This is a genomic window from Pseudomonas sp. BN606, from assembly GCF_029873115.1.
Classification (GTDB): Bacteria; Pseudomonadota; Gammaproteobacteria; order Pseudomonadales; family Pseudomonadaceae; genus Metapseudomonas.
The window spans coordinates 124,129-143,095 of record NZ_SSOF01000079.1; the positions used below are offsets into that span (position 1 = coordinate 124,129).

General features: G+C 64.4%; 19 protein-coding genes. 4 read left to right on the forward strand and 15 right to left on the reverse strand.

Going from position 1 to position 18,967, the window contains the following annotated elements:
- Positions 1-7 precede the first annotated feature (7 nt).
- From E8E75_RS21770 to E8E75_RS21830, 13 genes are all read right to left on the reverse strand, one after another.
- The gene (locus E8E75_RS21770) at positions 8-619 is read right to left on the reverse strand and encodes a tail fiber protein (RefSeq protein ID WP_153917768.1); all 612 of its coding nucleotides are present in this window, start codon (positions 617-619) and stop codon (positions 8-10) included.
- Positions 620-697: 78 nt separating this feature from the next.
- On the reverse strand, positions 698-1,009 hold the full coding sequence (locus E8E75_RS21775) for a hypothetical protein (protein WP_153917766.1): 312 nt from the start codon (positions 1,007-1,009) through the stop codon (positions 698-700).
- Positions 1,006-1,509, reverse strand: a complete 504-nt coding sequence (locus tag E8E75_RS21780) for a GNAT family N-acetyltransferase (protein WP_120652257.1) — start codon at positions 1,507-1,509, stop codon at positions 1,006-1,008. Before E8E75_RS21780 ends, E8E75_RS21775 begins: the two co-directional genes overlap by 4 nt.
- A 137-nt stretch (positions 1,510-1,646) precedes the next feature.
- Positions 1,647-2,654, reverse strand: a complete 1,008-nt coding sequence (locus tag E8E75_RS21785; protein ID WP_153917764.1) for a sulfotransferase family protein — start codon at positions 2,652-2,654, stop codon at positions 1,647-1,649.
- A complete protein-coding gene (locus E8E75_RS21790) occupies positions 2,642-3,442 on the reverse strand; it encodes an aspartyl/asparaginyl beta-hydroxylase domain-containing protein (protein WP_120652261.1) in 801 nt (266 codons plus the stop codon). Before E8E75_RS21790 ends, E8E75_RS21785 begins: the two co-directional genes overlap by 13 nt.
- A gap of 24 nt (positions 3,443-3,466) precedes the next feature.
- A complete protein-coding gene (locus E8E75_RS21795; protein ID WP_174235603.1) occupies positions 3,467-5,563 on the reverse strand; it encodes an efflux RND transporter periplasmic adaptor subunit in 2,097 nt (698 codons plus the stop codon).
- Positions 5,560-6,879, reverse strand: coding sequence for an HlyD family efflux transporter periplasmic adaptor subunit (locus E8E75_RS21800; protein ID WP_153917762.1), 1,320 nt, complete (start codon positions 6,877-6,879; stop codon positions 5,560-5,562). Before E8E75_RS21800 ends, E8E75_RS21795 begins: the two co-directional genes overlap by 4 nt.
- A complete protein-coding gene (locus E8E75_RS21805; protein ID WP_120652264.1) occupies positions 6,876-7,661 on the reverse strand; it encodes an efflux RND transporter periplasmic adaptor subunit in 786 nt (261 codons plus the stop codon). Before E8E75_RS21805 ends, E8E75_RS21800 begins: the two co-directional genes overlap by 4 nt.
- A 240-nt stretch (positions 7,662-7,901) precedes the next feature.
- Complete coding sequence (locus E8E75_RS21810; RefSeq protein ID WP_153917760.1) at positions 7,902-8,723, reverse strand: aldo/keto reductase; 822 nt, start codon at positions 8,721-8,723, stop codon at positions 7,902-7,904.
- A gap of 77 nt (positions 8,724-8,800) precedes the next feature.
- Positions 8,801-9,208 carry a VOC family protein gene (locus E8E75_RS21815; RefSeq protein ID WP_120652266.1) on the reverse strand — a complete coding sequence of 136 codons (408 nt, stop codon included), beginning with the start codon at positions 9,206-9,208 and terminating at the stop codon, positions 8,801-8,803.
- Between the two features lie 77 nt (positions 9,209-9,285).
- Positions 9,286-9,939 carry a hypothetical protein gene (locus tag E8E75_RS21820; protein WP_153917758.1) on the reverse strand — a complete coding sequence of 218 codons (654 nt, stop codon included), beginning with the start codon at positions 9,937-9,939 and terminating at the stop codon, positions 9,286-9,288.
- 134 nt (positions 9,940-10,073) lie between these two features.
- Positions 10,074-11,474 (reverse strand): amino acid permease, encoded by a 1,401-nt coding sequence (locus E8E75_RS21825; RefSeq protein ID WP_153917756.1) that lies wholly within the window; start codon positions 11,472-11,474, stop codon positions 10,074-10,076.
- Positions 11,475-11,779: 305 nt separating this feature from the next.
- Positions 11,780-12,448 carry a methyltransferase domain-containing protein gene (locus E8E75_RS21830; protein WP_153917754.1) on the reverse strand — a complete coding sequence of 223 codons (669 nt, stop codon included), beginning with the start codon at positions 12,446-12,448 and terminating at the stop codon, positions 11,780-11,782.
- Positions 12,449-12,545: 97 nt separating this feature from the next.
- Between E8E75_RS21830 and E8E75_RS21835 the strand changes: the two genes are divergently transcribed.
- Positions 12,546-15,653 carry a transglycosylase domain-containing protein gene (locus E8E75_RS21835; protein ID WP_120652272.1) on the forward strand — a complete coding sequence of 1,036 codons (3,108 nt, stop codon included), beginning with the start codon at positions 12,546-12,548 and terminating at the stop codon, positions 15,651-15,653.
- 231 nt (positions 15,654-15,884) lie between these two features.
- On the opposite strand, the gene E8E75_RS21840 is transcribed toward E8E75_RS21835, so the two are convergent.
- Positions 15,885-16,190 (reverse strand): multidrug efflux SMR transporter, encoded by a 306-nt coding sequence (locus tag E8E75_RS21840; RefSeq protein WP_120652274.1) that lies wholly within the window; start codon positions 16,188-16,190, stop codon positions 15,885-15,887.
- A gap of 10 nt (positions 16,191-16,200) precedes the next feature.
- A complete protein-coding gene (locus tag E8E75_RS21845) occupies positions 16,201-16,839 on the reverse strand; it encodes an NAD(P)H-dependent oxidoreductase (RefSeq protein ID WP_120652276.1) in 639 nt (212 codons plus the stop codon).
- Positions 16,840-16,976: 137 nt separating this feature from the next.
- Between E8E75_RS21845 and E8E75_RS21850 the strand changes: the two genes are divergently transcribed.
- The 3 genes from E8E75_RS21850 (at position 16,977) to mdtI (ending at position 18,916) form a co-directional block, all read left to right on the forward strand.
- Entirely contained in the window at positions 16,977-17,858 is an 882-nt protein-coding gene (locus tag E8E75_RS21850) for a LysR substrate-binding domain-containing protein (protein ID WP_120652278.1), read from the forward strand.
- A 375-nt stretch (positions 17,859-18,233) separates the two neighbouring features.
- Complete coding sequence (locus E8E75_RS21855; RefSeq protein ID WP_153917752.1) at positions 18,234-18,590, forward strand: SMR family transporter; 357 nt, start codon at positions 18,234-18,236, stop codon at positions 18,588-18,590.
- Positions 18,587-18,916: a multidrug/spermidine efflux SMR transporter subunit MdtI gene (mdtI, locus tag E8E75_RS21860; protein WP_120652282.1), complete on the forward strand. Its 330-nt coding sequence runs from the start codon at positions 18,587-18,589 to the stop codon at positions 18,914-18,916. The genes E8E75_RS21855 and mdtI overlap by 4 nt, the downstream gene beginning before the upstream one ends.
- The last annotated feature ends 51 nt before the right edge of the window (positions 18,917-18,967 follow it).

Consider the following 18,967-nt stretch of genomic DNA (forward strand, 5'->3'; position numbering starts at 1 on the left):
GCCGGGGTCAGTTGCGCGACGGGAAGATGCCCTCGAGCGCGATTACGAAATTGGTGCCCAGGAACGGGTTGCGGATCGCCAAGGGCTGGCTGCCGCCGCTGATGCCGATGTTGATGCCCGGCATGTCGCCCAGCACGCTGACATTGAACGGTGCCAGGGTGGTATCCGGGGTACCGGTGGCGTACAGGCTGCCAGCACGGCCGGCAGCCGCGATCGGGCCCAGGACAGTGGTCGGCCCTGGATTGGCCTGGGTGGTGCCGGTGGTCGCAGCAGGAATGGAGGCCTGACCGGACGCACTGATCGAGTTGCTGACGGGCGTCGCGGTGTGGGTGTGGGCCGGCATCTGGTTGGAGAGAATGGTCACGTTCTCCGTCCCGCTCACTTCACCGATGTCGATCGGGCTCAAGCCTGGGCCCTGCCCCTGCCCCACCGGGCTGCGGCCGCGATAGTCCGGCAGGCCGAAGGTGACCTGGCCATTGCCGCCGTACAGGGTGCCGAGCAGCGAGAACAGGGCGGAGTTCTGCGCGATGGACATCACTTGGCCCTGGCATAAGGCCCACCCACGGGGGGCGAAGTTGAAGCCGACCATACGGATTTCGCCGAGGAAGGGATCACTCATTGCTGTTGCTCCTTGTTGATGCCGCCCAGGCGGCAGGGTGCGCATCGATGCGCGGACAACTCTTTGATCCGGACTGCCCTACAGGGCCTTGCGGCAGTGGAACACTGCCTGCAACAAATGGTGTTCACCGTCCTCGTCCGGCCCGATGGGACTCAGCATCACCGTCCATTCGGCATTGCTGGGGCTACGCAACCGATAGCTGTGTTGTGGCATCTGGATGCCCACCGGCTGCGCGAAGATGGCGCTGTAGCATTCATGGCGCGAGTTCATCGCCTGGCCCTCGCTGACCTCGATCAGCGTCACGGCGACGCCTTCGCCGCTCTCCCAGCTCAGCTGCCATGGCTGATGAAGCTGCTGTTCGAAATCCTGGCGAGTCGGGATCAGGCTCATGCGGAAGCTTCCTGTGCGAGTGAGGTCCTGGCGCTGCGCTGCATCTGCAGATACACGCGGTTATTGCCCGTGACGACGAAGCCGAAACGGCTGTACAGACGCGTGGCCGGGTTACCAGGCTCAACGAAAAGGCGGATCGCCTTGCCGGTCTCATCCGCCTCGTTGGTCAGGGCCTGTAGATAGCGCGTGCCGATACCTTGCCCGCGCCAGTCGGGCAAAAGGGCGATATCGATCAGATTGAGAGTGTTCGGTCCACGGAAGACGTACAGCCGGCCGATGGCCTGACTCCGATGGCAGATCAGCGAGAACTGCGCATCGTGGTAGTGCTCCTGGTAATAACGGTGCTGGGCGTCGAATTGCTGGGCGAGGAAGGCATCGATGGCGGGCTGGCTCCATCCAGTGGAGGCCATTTCATCGGCACGGGTCGTCGAGTAAAGCTCCCGCAGGAACGCCATGTCGGCATTCGCTATGGGGCGAAGATTCAACTCCAGAGTTGGCATGAGACCGTGCGTCCTTGCTGACTGCCCCCAGCAGGGCAAGCCGGCATCCTGTTATTTTGCTATCACGCGAGATCAACGTCGGAAGAGTATCTCAAGGTGCAGGCCACTAGCCACCGTTTAGTTAATAATCAATAGGACTAATTTCTAACCTCTGTATGAAGTGTCTGCTCTATACACCGAATACGCTCCAATCCTTCGTATGAATCCCCCGACCATCGCTCTACAGCCGCGCGCACGTCGTCGCTGGCCTCTTCACGCTTGCGCTGACTGTCAGCGGTGAACCACATGGCCGGCTGCTTGGCATCGAAGGCCGCGATATCCCGCAGCTTCGGCGTATCGGCTTCGCCGAGGCAAAACACGGGAGCCAGGCGGTCCCAGAGCGCGTCAGGCAGCTCGTTGTAGTTCACCGGAATGCCTCCCTGGGCTCGGCACAGCTCGAGCCCTTGCTCGAGAATGCGTCCGATCGTGCGGCTGGTGTATTCCAGGGGCGACATGGCCGCGATGTCCTCCCCGGCGAAATCCAGAGCTGACGGCCCGAGCAGCCCCGGCACCCGATGCATGCCGGGCTGGCGCAGTTGGGAAACGACGATTTCCAGCGGATCGCGGTACAGAAAGATGCGCGGCGTATTCGGGTAAAGGTCTCGTAGCAGCGGCGCTTCGAACACGTTCCAGGCATCCAGCTTGACCATCAGACGCTGCTCGCCCCCGCAACGCCGCTGGCCATAGGCCGACATCAGCGCTGCGATCCATGCTGGCTGCTGCGACGAAGCCGCAGGATCGTGGAAATGCGCGCGCAACAGGCTATCCAGCGGCGGCGGTTCGGACAGCACGACATGCCGCTCAAGGCTCGCCAGCATCTGGGCCATCAGGGTCGAGCCGCAGCGGGAGGCATGAAAGATCAGGGCACTCGGCGCAAATCCCGGACTGGAGATTTGCCAGTCCAGCAGCACATCCAGTCCTGTTTCGCGGCGGAATGCCTGGTTGAAAGGCAACCGCAAAGCCAGGTCAACGTCGTCACGAAAGAAAGGCCGAGTAAGCCGCTGCTCGCCGAACCAGCACCAGTCCAGGCGCCACTCGCCGTCGCGTTGCCAGGCGCGGACCGGCAGCCAGCCGTGAAGATCACCGTGTGAATTCATGCTTTCCATTGCTCACTCCACGCCTGCTTGCCCAGGCGCATGGCGGCACGGACGTCCGCCTCGGAAAAATGCAGGCCGCACGCGGCGGCCAGTTCGACGGTTTCCCGCAAGAAGTCGCGAACCTCGGTCAACGACCGCAGTCGCTGGGCAAGGCTCGCGTCCTGCTCCACCAACTGGCGGAATCGTGCAAAGTCCTGCCCCGCCCTACCCTGTTGCAGCGTGGGAGTGGTGGGCAGCCCCTGGTCGATGGCAGCAACCATCCAGTCATTGGGCTGGCAGTCCAGCACCATATGGATGCGCTCCCCTGGCCCCGGGTTATCCACCCGATGCGGGCGTGACAGGTCAAGAAACCAGCACTCGCCAGGCTGCATGGGCACCTGCAGGCCATCGACGAGGAACTCCACGCCAGCCGGGCTCAGCAGAGGGACGTGCAGACGCACGTCACTGCCTGGCTGGCCCAGATCCAGGTCGCGATGCTCATGGATGCGCGACCCCGGTCCCAGGCGAAGCAGGCGCGCGCTGCGCACTGTGGTGTGGAAGGTGCCGAGCAGTTCATTCCAGGCCACCTCGCGCTGCCACCAGGTGCTGCGGACGGGTGAGCCCAGACCTGGCGCCAACGGCAGGGGCGAATCCTCGGGGGTAATCAGTGCGACGCCACTCCAGTCGCCTTCGTAGTAACCGGTATTGAAGTGGCTCTGCCACGCGTCAGACTCGATGCGCGCCAGGGCTTCCAGCAGCGGGGCCAGTTCGAACCTCAGCGGCAGGCGCGAGCAAATTGGCAATGGGGGGATTGGCATGGAACCGTCCTTGCTCCTTGGAAATCAGAAACCGCTTTCCCTCACACCCAGCGCCGCCAGCCTTCTCCAGGCGAAGCCCAGCAGGGACTGGCCCTCCCCATCCAGCACCACGACGCCACGCAGGGGTTGTGCCGGATGGATGGAATCGTCCAGCAGGCTGAGGCGCACACCGTACTGGGCCTGCACTGGCTCCGCCCGGTGCTGGGCGTCGCGGCGCACGGCAATGGGGCCGTGGTGATCGGAACTCAGGGCCTCCAGTTCCAGATAGGCCACGCCCGTGGCATCCACCTCGTCCAGGCGCACCGACAACGCCGGCCGCGCCGGATCGTCGGCGATGAAGCGGCCTTCGGCACCGACCTGTACCCGCCAGAGTTCTTCTTCGGCCAGATATCCGCGCAGACGCAGGCCCGCTTCAACCACGCGCGCCATGGGTTCACGTGGGCTGAGCCAGCGACCTGGCGTGAGGTCCGGCAGCAGGTCGCGCACCACGCCAGTCTGGGGCGCACGCAATTGCAGGCGTTCGCGCTGCGCGGCCAGCCCGCGGTATTCGGCCACCGCTTCAGCCAAGCGCTGCTCAAGAATGCCGGCATCCGCGGCCGTCTCGCTGCGTCCCGCCTGGCGGCGCAGTTGCAACTGGAGAATCTCGATCTCGCGGCGGACGATCGCCTGGCGGGAGTCCAGGTCTGGGGACTCCAGTTCAAGCAGGAGGTCGCCCTGCTCCACCGCCTGACCATCCTCCACATGCAGCGCCTTCAGCCGCGCCGCCACGGGGGCGTGCAGGGCGGTTGCCCGCGAGGCCTCCAGCAACGCCGGAACCTCCACCGAACTGCGCCAAGGCAACGCCAGCAGGATCAGTACCAGCAACAGGCTGGCAGCGGTCAGCAAGGCCTTGCGAGGCTCGGCCTGATCGCGGCGCTGCCACCACTCGGTCCACTCGCGCCAGATTGGCAGACCGATGAACCAGACCAGTTCCACCAGCATCAGGAAAATGCCCAGCACCTTGAAGAACAGGTGATAGACCGCCAAGGCGATACCGAAGAACAGCACCGCGCGCCACAGCCAGGAGCCATAGCCCCACACGATCAGGCGTCGCGCCATGGCCGGCTGCCAGGGTTCGGGCGCCGGCTCGCCATAACCGAACAGGGCCTCGCGCAGGCGCCAGCGGCACAGGGCAAAAGCTCGCGCCTGGAGGTTTTCCACTCCCCAGAGATCGCTGAGCAGGAAATAGCCGTCGAAGCGCATGAACGGATTGAGGTTGATGATCACCGTAGTGATCCAGGTGGCGCTGGCGAGCATGAATGCCGAGGTGCGCGCCGGTCCGTCCGGCAGTAGCGACCAGGCCAACAGCGCGAGCACCGCCAGCACCAGTTCGGCGAGCACGCCGCCGGCACCGATCAGCAACCGCGAGCGGCGGTCATTCACCCGCCAGGCGTCACTGACGTCGGTGTAGAACATCGGCAGCAGAACCATGAACGCCAGGCCCATGCTCTGCACCCGGCAGCCGGCGCGCTTGGCCATGAAGGCATGGCCGAACTCGTGACAGAGCTTGGCGAAGGTCAAGGCGACGCCAAAGGCCAGGGCGCCGCCAAGGCTGAATAGATGGGGGAAGGTCGCGATGAAGCGCTGCCAGTCCCGCGCCACCAGGAACAGGCCGAGGGCGAACACCAGCGGCAGGCCCCAACGCATCAGCCAATGGCCGTTACGCTCGAGTACGGGCCAGGCGCGGTTGAGGAAGGCGTCGGGCCGCCATAGCGGAATACGGAAGAACAGATACTGGTGCAGCACGCGGTTCCACAGGCTCTGCTTTGCGGCAACAGCCTTCATCCCATAGCTGGCGCGCTGCTCCTCGTCCAGGGCCGCGATCAGATCGTGGCCTCGCAAGAACCGCAACAACTCCTCCACCTCCGGCGAACCCAGGGGCAGACCGGGTTCGGCGTTGGCCGCGTCCAGCACCCGTTGCGGGTCGCCCAGGGCCCAGTGACGCAGCAGGCGCACGGCGGCCGCACCGAGCTTGAAGTAGCGACCGCGCAGGGGGTCGGCCAGGGTCCACTGCGGCGCGCCATCCAGCCCGGGGGCGGCCGGCGACAACTGCAGGTCGGAGCGCAGTGCGGGCAGCATCAGAAGCCCAGGCTCTGTCGAGCCGCGGCCAGGGGCCGACGCAACAGGTAATAGGCAAGCGGCGCGCGATCACCGAAGAGTTTGGCCGTGCCGCGCAGGCCGATGCGCGGCGGGGCGTCAATGAAGGCAGCATCGAGGCGGTAGGCCAGTTGGCCGGCGGCGGTGGTCTGGGCCTCGTAGGCGGCACGTTCCAGACGAGCGCTGTGGCGGTTGAGCGGATCGCTGTCGAGGAACAGCGCCACTTCGGCCCCCGGTTGCAGGGCGATGGCGTCGCCCACTGGCAGCTCGATGCGCAGTTCGGCCTGGGCCGGATCGGCAATCTGCATCAACCGTTCACCGGTCTGCACCGGCTTGCCGGTGAGGCGCTCGGCATCAGCGAAAACCGCAATTCCGCCGCGCTCGGCGCGTACTTCACTACGTGCCAGCAACTGACGGGCATAGTCGCGCTCGGCTCTCTTCTGCTCCACCCGCGCCGCCAGCAGGTCGATGCGTGCGCTGGACTCCGCATCGGCAAAGGCACGCTGCGTGTTGGCCTTGAGCTCGGCTTCGGCGACACCAAGGGCGCGCTCGGCAACGTCCGCCTGGGCCTTGAGGCTGGTGGCATCGAAGCGCACCAGCAGGTCGCCCGCGGCCACGCTCTGGTTGGGCTTGACCAGGAACTCGGCGATCACGCCATCCAGCGGTGCCGCCACCACCCGCCCCCCCTGGGGCACCACTTCGGCGGGCGCCAGCACTGACTGACGTACCGGCACCAGGAGCAGCAGGCAGAGCCCGCCGGCGATGGCCATCAGCTTCTTCTTCGGCCAGCGCAGGCGCCAGGGTTTGCGCGGTTGCAGGGCCAGCCAGGCATGGGCGTAGGTGTCGCCGAGCTGGGTCAGGAGGGCCAGTTCGGCTTCATTGAATGGATGCTCGCGAGCCAGCCAGAGTCCACCGAAAACCTCACCCTGACGATCTTTCAGTGGAACCCAACCAGCATGGGCGGCGGACAGCGCCTGCCAGTCGACGCGAGACTGTTGGTCGAGGGCTTCGGCATCGATGGCGGCGGTTTCATCGAGCCGTTCCTGACGGAGTAACTGCGCGGCGGCACGTTCGACGAATGCCACGAAAGGCGCGTTGGGTTCCACCAGGCTGATACCGGTCAGTGCCCGCACCTTGCCGGCAATCAGCAAAGCGGCATGACGGAATCCGAACAGGGCCTGGCCATCGTTGACCATGGCGAAGGCCAACTGCTCGGTAGTGGCCTTCTGACGGGCCTGTTGCTGCAGCCCGAGAAAGAGCGCGAACACGCGCTCGGCCGCACCCGGCGCGGCTGCGTTCATGGATTCTCCGGGAAGCGCGCGGTGCCGCTCATGCCAGCCAGCAGGCCCGGTGCGTCGGCTGGCAGACCACCGATCAGCAGAAGGGTCTGGCTGCCTTCGTCGATGCGTGCGCCAAGGCGCTTGACCACCGCGTGCAGCGGCTGGCCGGTTTCGTCGGGCACGAATTCGAAGGCCTGATCAGGCTTGAGCTTGTTCAGCCAGCGGGAAGGCACCAGCAGATGGATCTCCAGGGTGCGGTTGTCCACTACGTCCAGCAGCGGCGCGCCACTGGCGACGCTTTCATGGGGTTGGACCTTGCGCGCCACCACCTGGCCGTCGAACGGTGCCTTGACCTGGCAGCGCTGCACCTGCACCTGGTAGACCTGCGCCTCGGCCTGGGACTGAGCCTGGCGTGCTTCGGCCAGGGCGACCTCGAAGCGGCCCACCGAGTTGAGGGCGGCCAACTGCTGTTTGTTCTTCAGCTCCTCGCGGGCGGCGCGCACGGCGGAATTGGCGGCATTCAGTTGGGCCTGGTACGCGCTGCAGTCGAAGCGCACCAGTACCTCTCCCTTCTTGAATGCCTGGCCTTCGGCGTAAGGCATCTCGACGATGCGCCCGGCCAGTTCACTGGCCAGGACTGCCTGGTTGCGGGCCCGCAGGACGCCACGGGCTTCGCCGCCGGGGGACGTGGCCGTGGCCGTGGCGGGCGCATCGAGCAACGGGTCCTGCACGGGCGGTTCCTCGGCCCAGGAAACCGCGACCAGCCCCATCACCCCAAACAGCGTCCACAACGTACGTTTCATCAAGGCCATCCCTGGATAGAAGTGGGCAAGAGTCTATGAGAGCTGTAGGACAATAGGAATCTGGGACGAGGAATTATCTTGCCACCAGTCCGGATTCGCCGCCGAGTGGCGCCATGTAGGAGCTAGCTTGCTAGCGAATCCTGACCATTTCGCCAGCAAGCTGGCTCCTGCAGTTGGGAGCCCCTTCCTGTGGGCGAACTCATTCGCGAATAAATTCGCTCCCACAAGAAGCAGCAGGCCTCAGAGCATTTCCAACGGACGCTTGCGCCGTGGCGGCGGGAAGCTGTGGTCGATCAGGGCGAGATCGTCGTCGCTGAGTTGGAGCCTGTGGGCCTCGGCGTTCTGCTTGAGGTGCAGCGGGTCGACAGCCTTGGGAATGACCATCACGCCCTGTTGGCGCAAAGCCCAGGCCAGGGCGACCTGGGCGGGGCTGGCGTCATGGCGACGGGCGATTTCCTGGACGCTGGCGTTACGCAGCAGCTTGCCGCCCTGCCCCACCGGACAGTAGGCCATGAGCGGCATACCCTGTTGCCGCTGGAAAGGCAGCAGGTCGAACTCGATCCCGCGCGCTTCGGGGTTGTAGAGCACCTGGTTGGCGGCACAACCGGCGGGCAGTTCGTGAAGGTCATCAAGGTCAAGGTTGGACACACCCCAGCGCGCAATCTTGCCCTGCTCGCGCAGGCGCTCGAAGGCTTCCACCGTCTCCTCCAGCGGGTGCTCGCCGCGCCAGTGGAGCAAATAGAGGTCGAGATGGTCGGTACCCAGGCGCTTGAGACTCTGCTCGCACGCCAGGGCCGTGCCCCGGCGGCTGGCGTTCCACGGATAAACCTTGCTGACCAGGAAGACCTGCTCCCGCAGGCCGGCGATGGCTTCGCCCACCACTTGTTCGGCTCCGCCTTCGGCGTACATCTCCGCGGTATCGATCAGGCGCAGGCCCAGTTCCAGCCCCTGGCGCAGTGCCGCGACCTCGCGCTTGCGTTCACTGCGATTCTCGCCCATGTGCCAGGTGCCCTGGCCGATGGCGGGCACCTGGGTGCCGTCGGGGAAGGTGATGCTTTGCATGGCGTATTCCTCGGAATTCCGTTCAGTCGGGATTGCCGGCAGCTGGGGCGCGATCTTCCGGCAATGGACCGAGCGGCTCAAGCCCAGGGATCGTACGAACCAATGCTCCACAAGTGGCCTTCCGGGTCGCGGCAGGTGAAACCTCGCCCGCCGTAGTCCTCATCCTTAAGGGGCAGCACGATGGTGGCGCCGGCTGTCACCGCGCGGGCATGCACGCCATCGACGTCGGCCACCACCAGATAGATGCTCTGCGTACCCAGGCCGCCGGTTTCGTCGGGCTGGCGCATCAGTCGACCGTAGTCGGTGTCGCGCACGGAACCGAGCATGATCATGCCCTCGCCAAGGCTCAGTTGGGCGTGAGAGATGCTGCCGTCCTGCTCGGGCACCACCAGATGCTCGACGAAACCGAAGGTGTGGCAGAGCCAGGCGACGGCGGCGGGTGCGTCGCGGTAACGCAGGCAAGGAACGGCAGTGGAACCGGCCATGGCGATGATCTCCAGAAACAGTGATTGGCTTCAGCCTAGCTGCCCAATCGCGTCGCGCGGGACCGGCGGTCACACTATCAGGTGTACCCCTGACTCCAAGGTCGGGAGCGGAAGCGAATCGTCGGAAGTGGCGGTTTTCCGGGACGTTCGAGGGCACGGGAAAGGTCCAACTGGATGTCGCTGGACGGTTTGGGTACCGGCCCGGCGAACTTCAGGATGAACTGCCAGCTCCGCTGTGGCACCGCCAGTCGGTAGTCCAGCCCGGCGGGGGACTGGTTGATCGCCTGCAAACCGTCCAGAGGGAACTGACCCACATCGCGAACCATGATCAGGGATACCGCCGCCGGCTCAAGGACACGGCCGTCGACCCTTAGCACCACATGCTCGGGACGAAAGTGGAAGTCGGCAGTAGCCGGCTGGATTTCCAGCAGCAGGCGAATCCCGTCCTTCTCGTCATAGCGTGGCTTGTCGATGGGGTCATACATCACCGGCACCACGAACAGGATCACCTGGAAATCGTTCTGCTGGATCTGGTTGTGCAGATCCAGGGTCAGCGCGACATCAGTCAGTTGAATACGGCCACGCTCGTCGGCCGCCTGGTCTTCGACGAAGGCCGCACTCTCCACGCCCGAACGAAAGCCCGCGCACCCGGTCAGCAGCAGGCAAACGATCAGGATGCTCGCAAGCAAAGAGTTGCCGACGGTCAGAAGCCGGGAAGCAATACACAGCATGAACACCTCCTGGGGATACCGGCGCATGGCCAGTTGGCGAAGGATAGTCCGCTGATCGGCCGGTCGCTTCAAGCACCCCGAGAAAGCACCGGGCCCGCACATGGCGGGCCCGATGGTCATCGCGAAGGTCTTTGTCAGGCGGCGTCGCCAACGGGCTCCGAGGCCCTGGTCGGAGCCAGGTTGAGCGCCTTGTACAGCACCACCAGCAGCACCAGGAAGGCCGGGCCCACGTAGAGCGCGACGCGGGTGTCGGGGAAGTAGGCCATCAGGCCCACCACCAGCACCAGGAAGGCCATGGCCAGGTAGGAGCTGAGCGGGAACAGCCACATGCGGTATTGCAGCTTGCCTTGTTCGGCGGGGGTGAGGCTGCGACGGAACTTCAACTGCGCCAGCAGGATCATCGCCCAGGTCCAGATGGCGCCGAAGGTGGCGATGGAGGTTACCCAGACGAACACTTTCTCCGGCACCAGGTAGTTGGCCAGCACACCCAGCAGCAGCGCGGCACCGGACACCAGCAGTGCGCGACGCGGCACGCCGTTGGACGTGACGGCGAAGGCCCGCGGCGCCTGGCCTTGCTGGGCCAGGCTGTAGAGCATGCGGCCGGTGCTGAAGATGCCGCCGTTGCAGGAGGACAGCGCGGCGGTGATCACCACGAAATTGATGATACCGGCGGCGGTCTTGATGCCCAGGCTCTCGAAGGTCATCACGAAGGGGCTGCCCTGAGTACCGATCTCGTTCCACGGATAGATGGAGAGGATCACGAACAGTGCGCCCACATAGAACAGCAGGATGCGCCAGAACACTGAGCCAATGGCCTGGGGAATGGTCTTCTGCGGGTTCTTCGCTTCGCCGGCGGTCAGGCCGATCATTTCCACACCGAGGTAGGCGAACATGACCATCTGCAGCGACATCAGCACGCCCTGCACGCCGTTGGGCATGAAGCCACCGTGTTCCCAGAGGTTGGAAATGCCGGTGGCGATACCGTCGTTGCCGAGGCCAAAGACGATCATTCCGGTACCGGCGACCACCATGGCGATGATGGTGACGATCTTGATCAGGGCGAACCAGAACTCGAACTCACCGAAGGCGCGCACGGCGATCAGGTTGATGCCGCCCATGCTGATCAGCGCCGCGAGGGCCCATATCCAGCGCGGCACCTCAGGGAACCAGACGCCCATATAGATGGCCACGGCGGTGATTTCCGCCACGCAGGTCACCAGCCAGAGGAACCAGTAGTTCCAGCCGGTGAGGAAACCGGCCAGTGGCCCGAGGTAATCCTGGGCGTAGCGACTGAAGGAGCCTGCCACGGGGTTATGCACAGCCATCTCGCCGAGGGCGCGCATGATCACCAGGATGGCAAGACCACCAATGATGTAGGACAGCATGATGGCCGGACCAGCCATCTGGATGGCCTTGGCCGAACCCAGGAAAAGGCCGACGCCAATGCAGGCGCCCAGGGCCATCAGGCGGATGTGACGCTCACCGAGGTCTCGGTGCAGCGATTCATGTTGTGGCTGATGATCAGCAACGGACATGCAGTGGTACCTCATTTTGTAGTTGTCGAGGAGTCAGCCGCGTAGCCGAAAAGCCGGGTCGTGGTAAGACCCTTGGCCGCCTGGAAGTCCCGTCCTTGTGGGGCTGAACAGTCCGGCGGGCGCAGACGCGTCCGAGATCGGCGGCGAGTCTTGCACAAAGACAAGGCAACGTCATGCCTACTTTTGGTGCACGAAAGTGCCGATAAGGGGGAGTGGAGCGAAGTTCGCAGGATGGGTCGGGCGGTGCTCCGTTAGGAACGAAACCCAGCGCGACCGAACGATGGGTATCGCAAGCGCCTCCTTTCCTACTTCCTGGCCTCAAGCAATAGGGACAGCGGCTCGCCGGTATGCGGATGGACTGGCTCGCGCAAGGCCTCGATGCGGTAGCCGCTGACGAGCAGAAGCGCGCACCAGGATTCCAGGGTGCGGAAGTACCAGGGCATGGGCTCGGGGAACTCGCCTTCGAAGGCGGCGAAATCCTCGCGGCGCCAGCCATCTCTGTATCCCTGGTCACCGCGGGCCTGCCAGGGATGGACAGTCTGGATCAGCAACAGCCCATCGCTGGTGAGCTGCTCGCGCAATGCCACCAGCAACGGCTGCAAATGTTCCTCGAACAGCGAGAAGTTGCACACCACGGCATCGAAGCAGCCCAGTTGGCCCGGATCGGCCTGAAAAGTGGTGTAGTCCAGACAGCGGAACTCACCACCGGCCGCCTGCGCCGCCGCCACCAGTGGCGGAGATGCATCGATCCCCAGCACCGCCAGCCCGTGTGCAACCAGCGCACGACTCAGCCAACCTTCGCCGCAACCGAGGTCCAGCACCCTCAACGGCCGATGGGCCAGGACGGCGTCGACAATGGCCTGGTCAGTGGCCAACTGCCTGCTTTCGATGCGACTTTCTCGTACTGCACGTGTCCAACCAGAAGCGTTGGCGCGCCAGCTGTGGTCGAGTTGCTTCCGATTGTCGCCTGTCATTGATTCGCTCCTGTTTTTGCCGCCACTCCACCATGCAGCCAGCCGACTACCTACTAAGATTGCAAGCAAGAGCGGTAACAGGCCAGGCCGGTGGACTATGGGCGCAATATGGCAATCCGACGAAACCAGGAACGAGGTACCCCCAGGTAGTCTCAATGAATCCGGCGTTCCGCCGGAAAAGCCACCACGCCGCAGGCACCGCCTCCTGTTCTGGAGCATTTTCCTGGTGACCTGCGGCATCGTCGTTGCCGCCGCCACTCATGAAATGCAGACGTCGCGCTTCCAGGCACGAGAGCTTAGCCGTTACGCGGCGACCCTCAGCTACAAGCTCGAAGATGGCCCGAGCAAGGCCATCCGCTACCCCGGCGACGGCCCGTTCGACCGCCGGCTGGGCTACGCCTCCCTGCCGGAAATGCTCGAACGCCTGGAAAAACGCGGCTATGCAATCGAACAGCAGACACGCTTCTCCCCCGCGCTGATCAACTACGCCGACCGCGGGCTGTTCCCGCCCTACCGGGAAAAGAGCCAGGCCGGCATCAGCATCTGCGACTGTCGTGGCCTGCCCTTCTATCAGTTCAGCTACCCGCAGCAGCGCTACCCGGAGTTCGCGAGCATTCCACCACTGCTGGTCAACAGCCTGCTGTTCATCGAAAACCGCAAACTGCTGGACCAGGAAACGCCACTGGCCAACCCGGCGGTGGACTGGCCGCGCTTCTCCAAGGCCGCCCTGACCCAGGTGGGCAAGGCCATCGACCTGGACGGCCAGTCGGCCGGTGGCAGCACCCTGGCGACCCAGTTGGAGAAATACCGCCATTCGCCGTTCGGTCGTACCGCCTCGGCCTCGGAGAAGATTCGCCAGATGGTTTCGGCCAGCGTGCGCGCCTACCAGGGCGGCCCGGAAACCCTGGCCGCGCGCGAACGCATCGTCCTGGACTACCTCAACAGCGTGCCGCTCTCGGCCGCGCCGGGACATGGTGAAGTGCACGGCATCGCCGACGGATTGCGGGTCTGGTACGGCGCCGATTTCAATCGGGTCAACCGGATACTGGGGAGCAAGGACAGCGATCTGGACGAACGCGGCCTGGCAATGCGCCAGGTGCTCTCGCTGTTCATCGCCCAGCGCCGCCCTTCCTATTACCTGTCCAGCGCCCATGAAGAGCTGAACGCCCTCACCGACAGCCATATCCGCGTGCTGGCTGGCGCGGGGATCATCGACACGCCACTGCGCGACGCCGCCCTGGGTGCCAAGCTTCGCTTCCGCAACTGGGTGGAAGAACCGGCGCTTCAGGCAGTGGAAGCGAACAAGGGCATCAGCGTGGCCCGGAGTCGCCTCTCGAGCATGCTGAAGATGCCGCTGTACGATCTCGACCGCCTCGATCTCACCGCCAGCAGCACCCTGCAGAGCGAGCTGCAGAACGCTGTGACCGACTACCTGCGCCAGCTGGCCGATCCGGCCTTTGCCGAGCAGGTGGGGCTGTATGGCGAACGCCTGCTATCCCCGGAGAAAACCCGTGAAGTGCGCTACAGCTTCACCCTCTTCGAGCGCACCCCGTCCGGCAACCGCGTGCGCGTGCAGACCGACAACACCGACCAGCCCTTCGACATCAATGAAGGCAGCAAGCTGGAGCTGGGCTCCACCGCCAAGCTGCGGGTGCTCGCCACCTACCTGGAAAACGTAGCGACCCTGCACGAACGCTACGCCGGCCTGCCGGTGGCGGAACTGCGCAAGGTTCCGGTCGACCCACTGGACTTCATCACCAAGTGGGCCATCGACTACCTGATCCAGACCAAGGATCGCAACCTCAGCGCCATGCTCCAGGCAGCCCTGGACCGCACCTACTCCGCCAGCCCCTACGAAGCCTTCTTCACCGGTGGTGGGCTACACGCCTTCAATAACTTCCGCAAGGAAGACAACGGCCGTCGCCCCAGCCTGCGCGATGCCCTGCGCGAGTCCATCAACCTGCCGTTCGTGCGCCTGCTGCGCGATGTGGTGCGGCATGACATGTACCGTCCCGACGGTGGCAAGATGCAGCTCCTGTCCGACGACAAGGACCCGCGCCGCCAGGGCTATCTGGACCTGTTCGTGTCCCGTGAGAGCCAGACCTATCTGCGCCGCTTCTGGAACAAGTACCAGGGCAAGGACGCGGAGCAGCGCATGTCGACCTTCCTCGACGGCCTCAACCCCTGGGGCGCGCGGATGGCCGCCATCCACCGCTACCTGCAACCGCAGGCTGACCTGGCCACCTTCGCCGCGTTCATGCGCGAGCGGGTGCCCAAGGCCAACCCGCCGCTGACCGACAAGCGCGTGGAAGATCTCTACACCCGCTACGGGCCGGGCGCCTTCGATCTCAACGACCAGGGCTATGTGGCCCGGGTGCACCCGCTGGAGCTCTGGCTGCTCGGCTACCTGCAGGCGCATCCGCAAGCGACCTACCGCGAGGCCGTGGAGGCCAGCGGCGACGAACGCCGCGAGGTCTATGGCTGGCTGTTCAAATCCAAGCGCAAGTACGCTCGCGACAAGCGCATCCGCATCATGATGGAGGTGGAAGCCTTCCTCGATATCCACGAGCACTGGAAATCCCTGGGCTATCCGTTCGACCACCTGGTACCGTCCCTGGCCACCGCCCTGGGCAGCTCTGGCGACCGTCCGGCAGCCCTCGCCGAGCTGATGGGCATCATCCTCAACGACGGCGTGCGCCAGTCCACCCTGCGCATCGAGCAGCTGCACTTCGCCGCCAACACCCCCTACGAAACCCTGGTGGGCCAGCAGACCAGCGAGGGCAAGCGAGTCATGACCTCGGAGGTAGCGGCCACCCTGCGCGACGCACTCTCGAAGGTAGTGGAGGGCGGCACCGCTCGACGCCTGCAAGGCAGCTTCACCCTGCCCGACGGCAAACCGCTGGTCCTGGGCGGCAAGACCGGTACCGGCGACAACCGCATCCAGACCGTCACCCGCTGGGGCACGGTGAAGAGCTCAAAGGCGATGAACCGCACCGCCACCTTCGTCTTCTATCTGGGCCCGCGCCACTTCGGCACCCTCACCGCCTTCGTCGAAGGCAGCCAGGCTGACAAGTTCAGCTTCACCTCGGCTCTGCCCGTGCAGGTGCTCAAGGGCATGGCGCCCATCCTCCAGCCCTACCTCGCCCCCGGCCTGAACACCCAGTGCCAGGACCTGGCGCCGGCAGTGCAGGTGAGCAGGCGGTAAGCCCCTTGCGAATGGATTCGCTCCCACGGCCTTTCGTACTTATCGATCCACCATCGGTGTCAGACCTGGCCAAGCTGGTGGATGTGAAAAGCGACATCCACCCTTCGTGCTGAATTCATTCGCCACGCGGGACGCAGTCCCGCCGTAGGTTGGCGCAGAGCGCAGCGAAGCCCAACGCATCGTGGCTCCGGTCGAACGCCGATGTTGGGCCGCGCTTCGCTTGGCACCAACCTACCGAAGCCCCGACACTCCCGCGACGATCAGCACCACCGACACCAGCTTCGTCGGTGTGAGTGCTTCTCCCAGCAGGAGGAAACCCAGCAGCACCGTTCCCAGGGTGCCGATCGCGGTCCAGATTGGATAGGCGATGCTCACCGGCAGCACGCGCATGGACAGGGTCAGGAACCAGATCCCGGCCACCGCGGCCACCACCACCAGCACGCTGGGCCAGGGCCGGGTGAAACCTTCGGCGTACTTCATGCCCATGGCGAAGAGAACCTCGAAGAACGCCGCCACCAGCAGGTATATCCAGGCCATGACTGCGTCCTCAGAAGGTTTCCGCGAGGTCCGCCAGGGCCCGCTCCGCCCGCTGGTAGGACTGCTCGAACGCCTCGCCGCCGAACTCGTCGTTTTCCACCGCCACCACTGTCACGTCAGTGATGCCGATGTAACCCAACACTGTGCGCAGGTAGGCGTCGGCATGGTTCATGTGGGCATTGGCGCCGCCCGGACTGTAGCCGTGGTCGCCACGGGTAGTGATGATCAGCGCCTTGCGCCCCAGCACCAGCGGGGTATAGGGATTGCCCTGCTTGTTCGGGTCGAAGTCGAAGGTGCGCCGAATCCGCACGATCTGGTCGATCCAGGCCTTGACCCCGCTTGGCACGCCGAAGTTGTACATGGGTGCGGAGATCACCAGGCGGTCAGCGGAGAACAGCTCATCCACCAGCAGGTCGCTCACTGCCAGGTCAGCCTTCATAACTTCGGTGCGTGCCTCCGGCTCCGGATGGAAAGCAGCGGCGATCCAGCCCTCGGTGACGGCGGGAATGGCCACTCGTCCCACTTCACGGCGTAACACCTGGCCGCTCCCCTGGCGCGCCTGCCAAGCCTTGAGGAAAGACTCCTGCAGACGACGGGAATGGGAACGCTCACCACGAGGGCTACCCTGCACAGAAAGAATCGTACTCATCTCAATCTCCTTGATGACTGTGCTTCCAGAAGCACGTTAATTGGCGGAAACTCAGGCTCTAAGCTAGTTACACCAACCACTTCGGACAAATGAGGATTAATTCATTTGAATGAATTGGATTCATCCGTGGAGTTTTCATGTTTTCCAACCTGCCCCTGACCGCCCTGCGTACCTTCGAATCCGCCGCACGGCTTTCCAGCTTCAAGGCCGCTGCCGAGGAGCTGGCAGTGACGCCCACTGCGGTGTCCCACCAGATTCGCGGCCTGGAAAGCTGGCTGGGGGTACCGCTGTTCCAGCGCCTGCCGCGCAGCGTGCGCCTTACCGAATGTGGACAACGCCTGTTCGGCAGCCTTCACGGCGCCCTGCTGGAGGTCACCCAGACCCTCGACCAGCTACGTCCACAACGCAGCAGCGGCAACCTGACCCTATCCACCACACCGGCCTTCGCCGCGCTCTGGCTGATCCCGCGGCTCGGCCGCTTCTACGCCGAATACCCGGAAATAAGCGTGCGCCTGGACACCAGCAACAGCCTGATCGACCTGCACCAGGACGCCAGCGTCGATTTCGTGATCCGCTACGGCGTGGGTGAACACCCCAACCTGCACAGCCAGTGCCTGCTGGACGAATGCTTCGGCGTTTATGGATCACCTGCGCTGGTGAACGGGCTCGGCAGCGGCCTGCCAACACTGATCACTGTGCGCTGGCGCAACGCCCTACTCTACGAACTGGGCTGGAAGGCCTGGTGCCAGGCCGCTGGCGAGGAACACCTGCTGGCAAGCGCACCGCAGCGGGAGTACGACGAGGAACACTACGCCTTGCAGGCAGCTATCGCAGGCCAGGGTCTGGTGCTGGCCAGCTCCATCCTGGTTTCGGAGAGCCTCGCCAGTGGCCTGCTGGTGCCATTCCGACCAGAAGTCAGCGTGACCGGCGCGGGTTACTCCACCCTTTGCGTGCCAGGCCGCGAACGCCACCCGCCGGTGAAGGCCTTTTTCGACTGGCTGAGTCGGGAGGTGGGATGATCCGGCCGACTGGCACACCTTGTAGGGGCGAACTTATTCGCCCCTACAAGATTGGTGCCCAACGCCAACCGAACAAAATAATGAACACAACTTCTCCCTACCCTTCCCCGCGGCACGCCGCCACACCTTTGAATTTGCCTTCTATCGACCTGAACGGCTAATATTGCGTTCATTATGTTGAACACATCACTTCACCCCTTCCACTTCGCCCGCCTCGCTTCCCGCGAGCGCCACTGGACCGGCGACCTGTAGCCCCTCCCCTCTCCTCATGCCGTGGAAGCGTCGGGTACGCCCCGCAATGCCATGGCCAGGATTTCCTGCAAACGCGTCATTCGCCTCCGGGCGAAGGGCTCTGCATGCCCAAGGGAGGGCACCATGCGTTCCTGGTTCTATCTGTTGGCCGCGATCCTTTTTGAAGTCGTCGGCACCACTTCAATGAAATTTTCCGCCGAACACGCCCCAGTGCTCGGCCACCTGTTGATGTACGGCCTGATCGGCCTGTCGTACTTCTTCCTCTCGCTGGCAATCAAGCGCGTGCCGGTCGGCGTGGCCTACGCCCTCTGGGAAGGCATCGGCATCGTGCTGATCACTCTCATCAGCGTTACCTGGCTGGGCGAGAGCATCGGCCTGTACAAGGCGCTCGGCCTGACCGTGATGATTGTCGGCATCCTGCTGATCAAATGCGGCACCCGCGCCGCACCCGTGGCTCGCAGCCAGGAGGTGCTGGCATGAACGGCGTGACCTGGATTCATTTCGCCTGGCTCGGCGCCGCCATCGCCCTGGAGGTGCTGGCCAACGTACTGCTGAAGTATTCCGACGGTTTTCGTCGTCGGTTGCTGGGGGCCGCAGCGATTCTCTGCATCCTGCTGGCCTTCACGGCCCTGGCGCAGGCCGTACGCGGCATCGACTTGTCACTGGCCTATGCCATCTGGGGCGGCTTCGGCATTCTCGCCACCGTTGCGGTGGGCTGGACGCTGTTCGGCCAGCGCCTGGCCGGCCGTGGCTGGCTGGGATTGGGGTTGCTGCTGGTGGGGATGGCGTTGCTGAAACTGGCGTGAAGACTGGAATGTCCGGAAGACTGGCCCCGTCAGGTAAATCACGCGTCACAG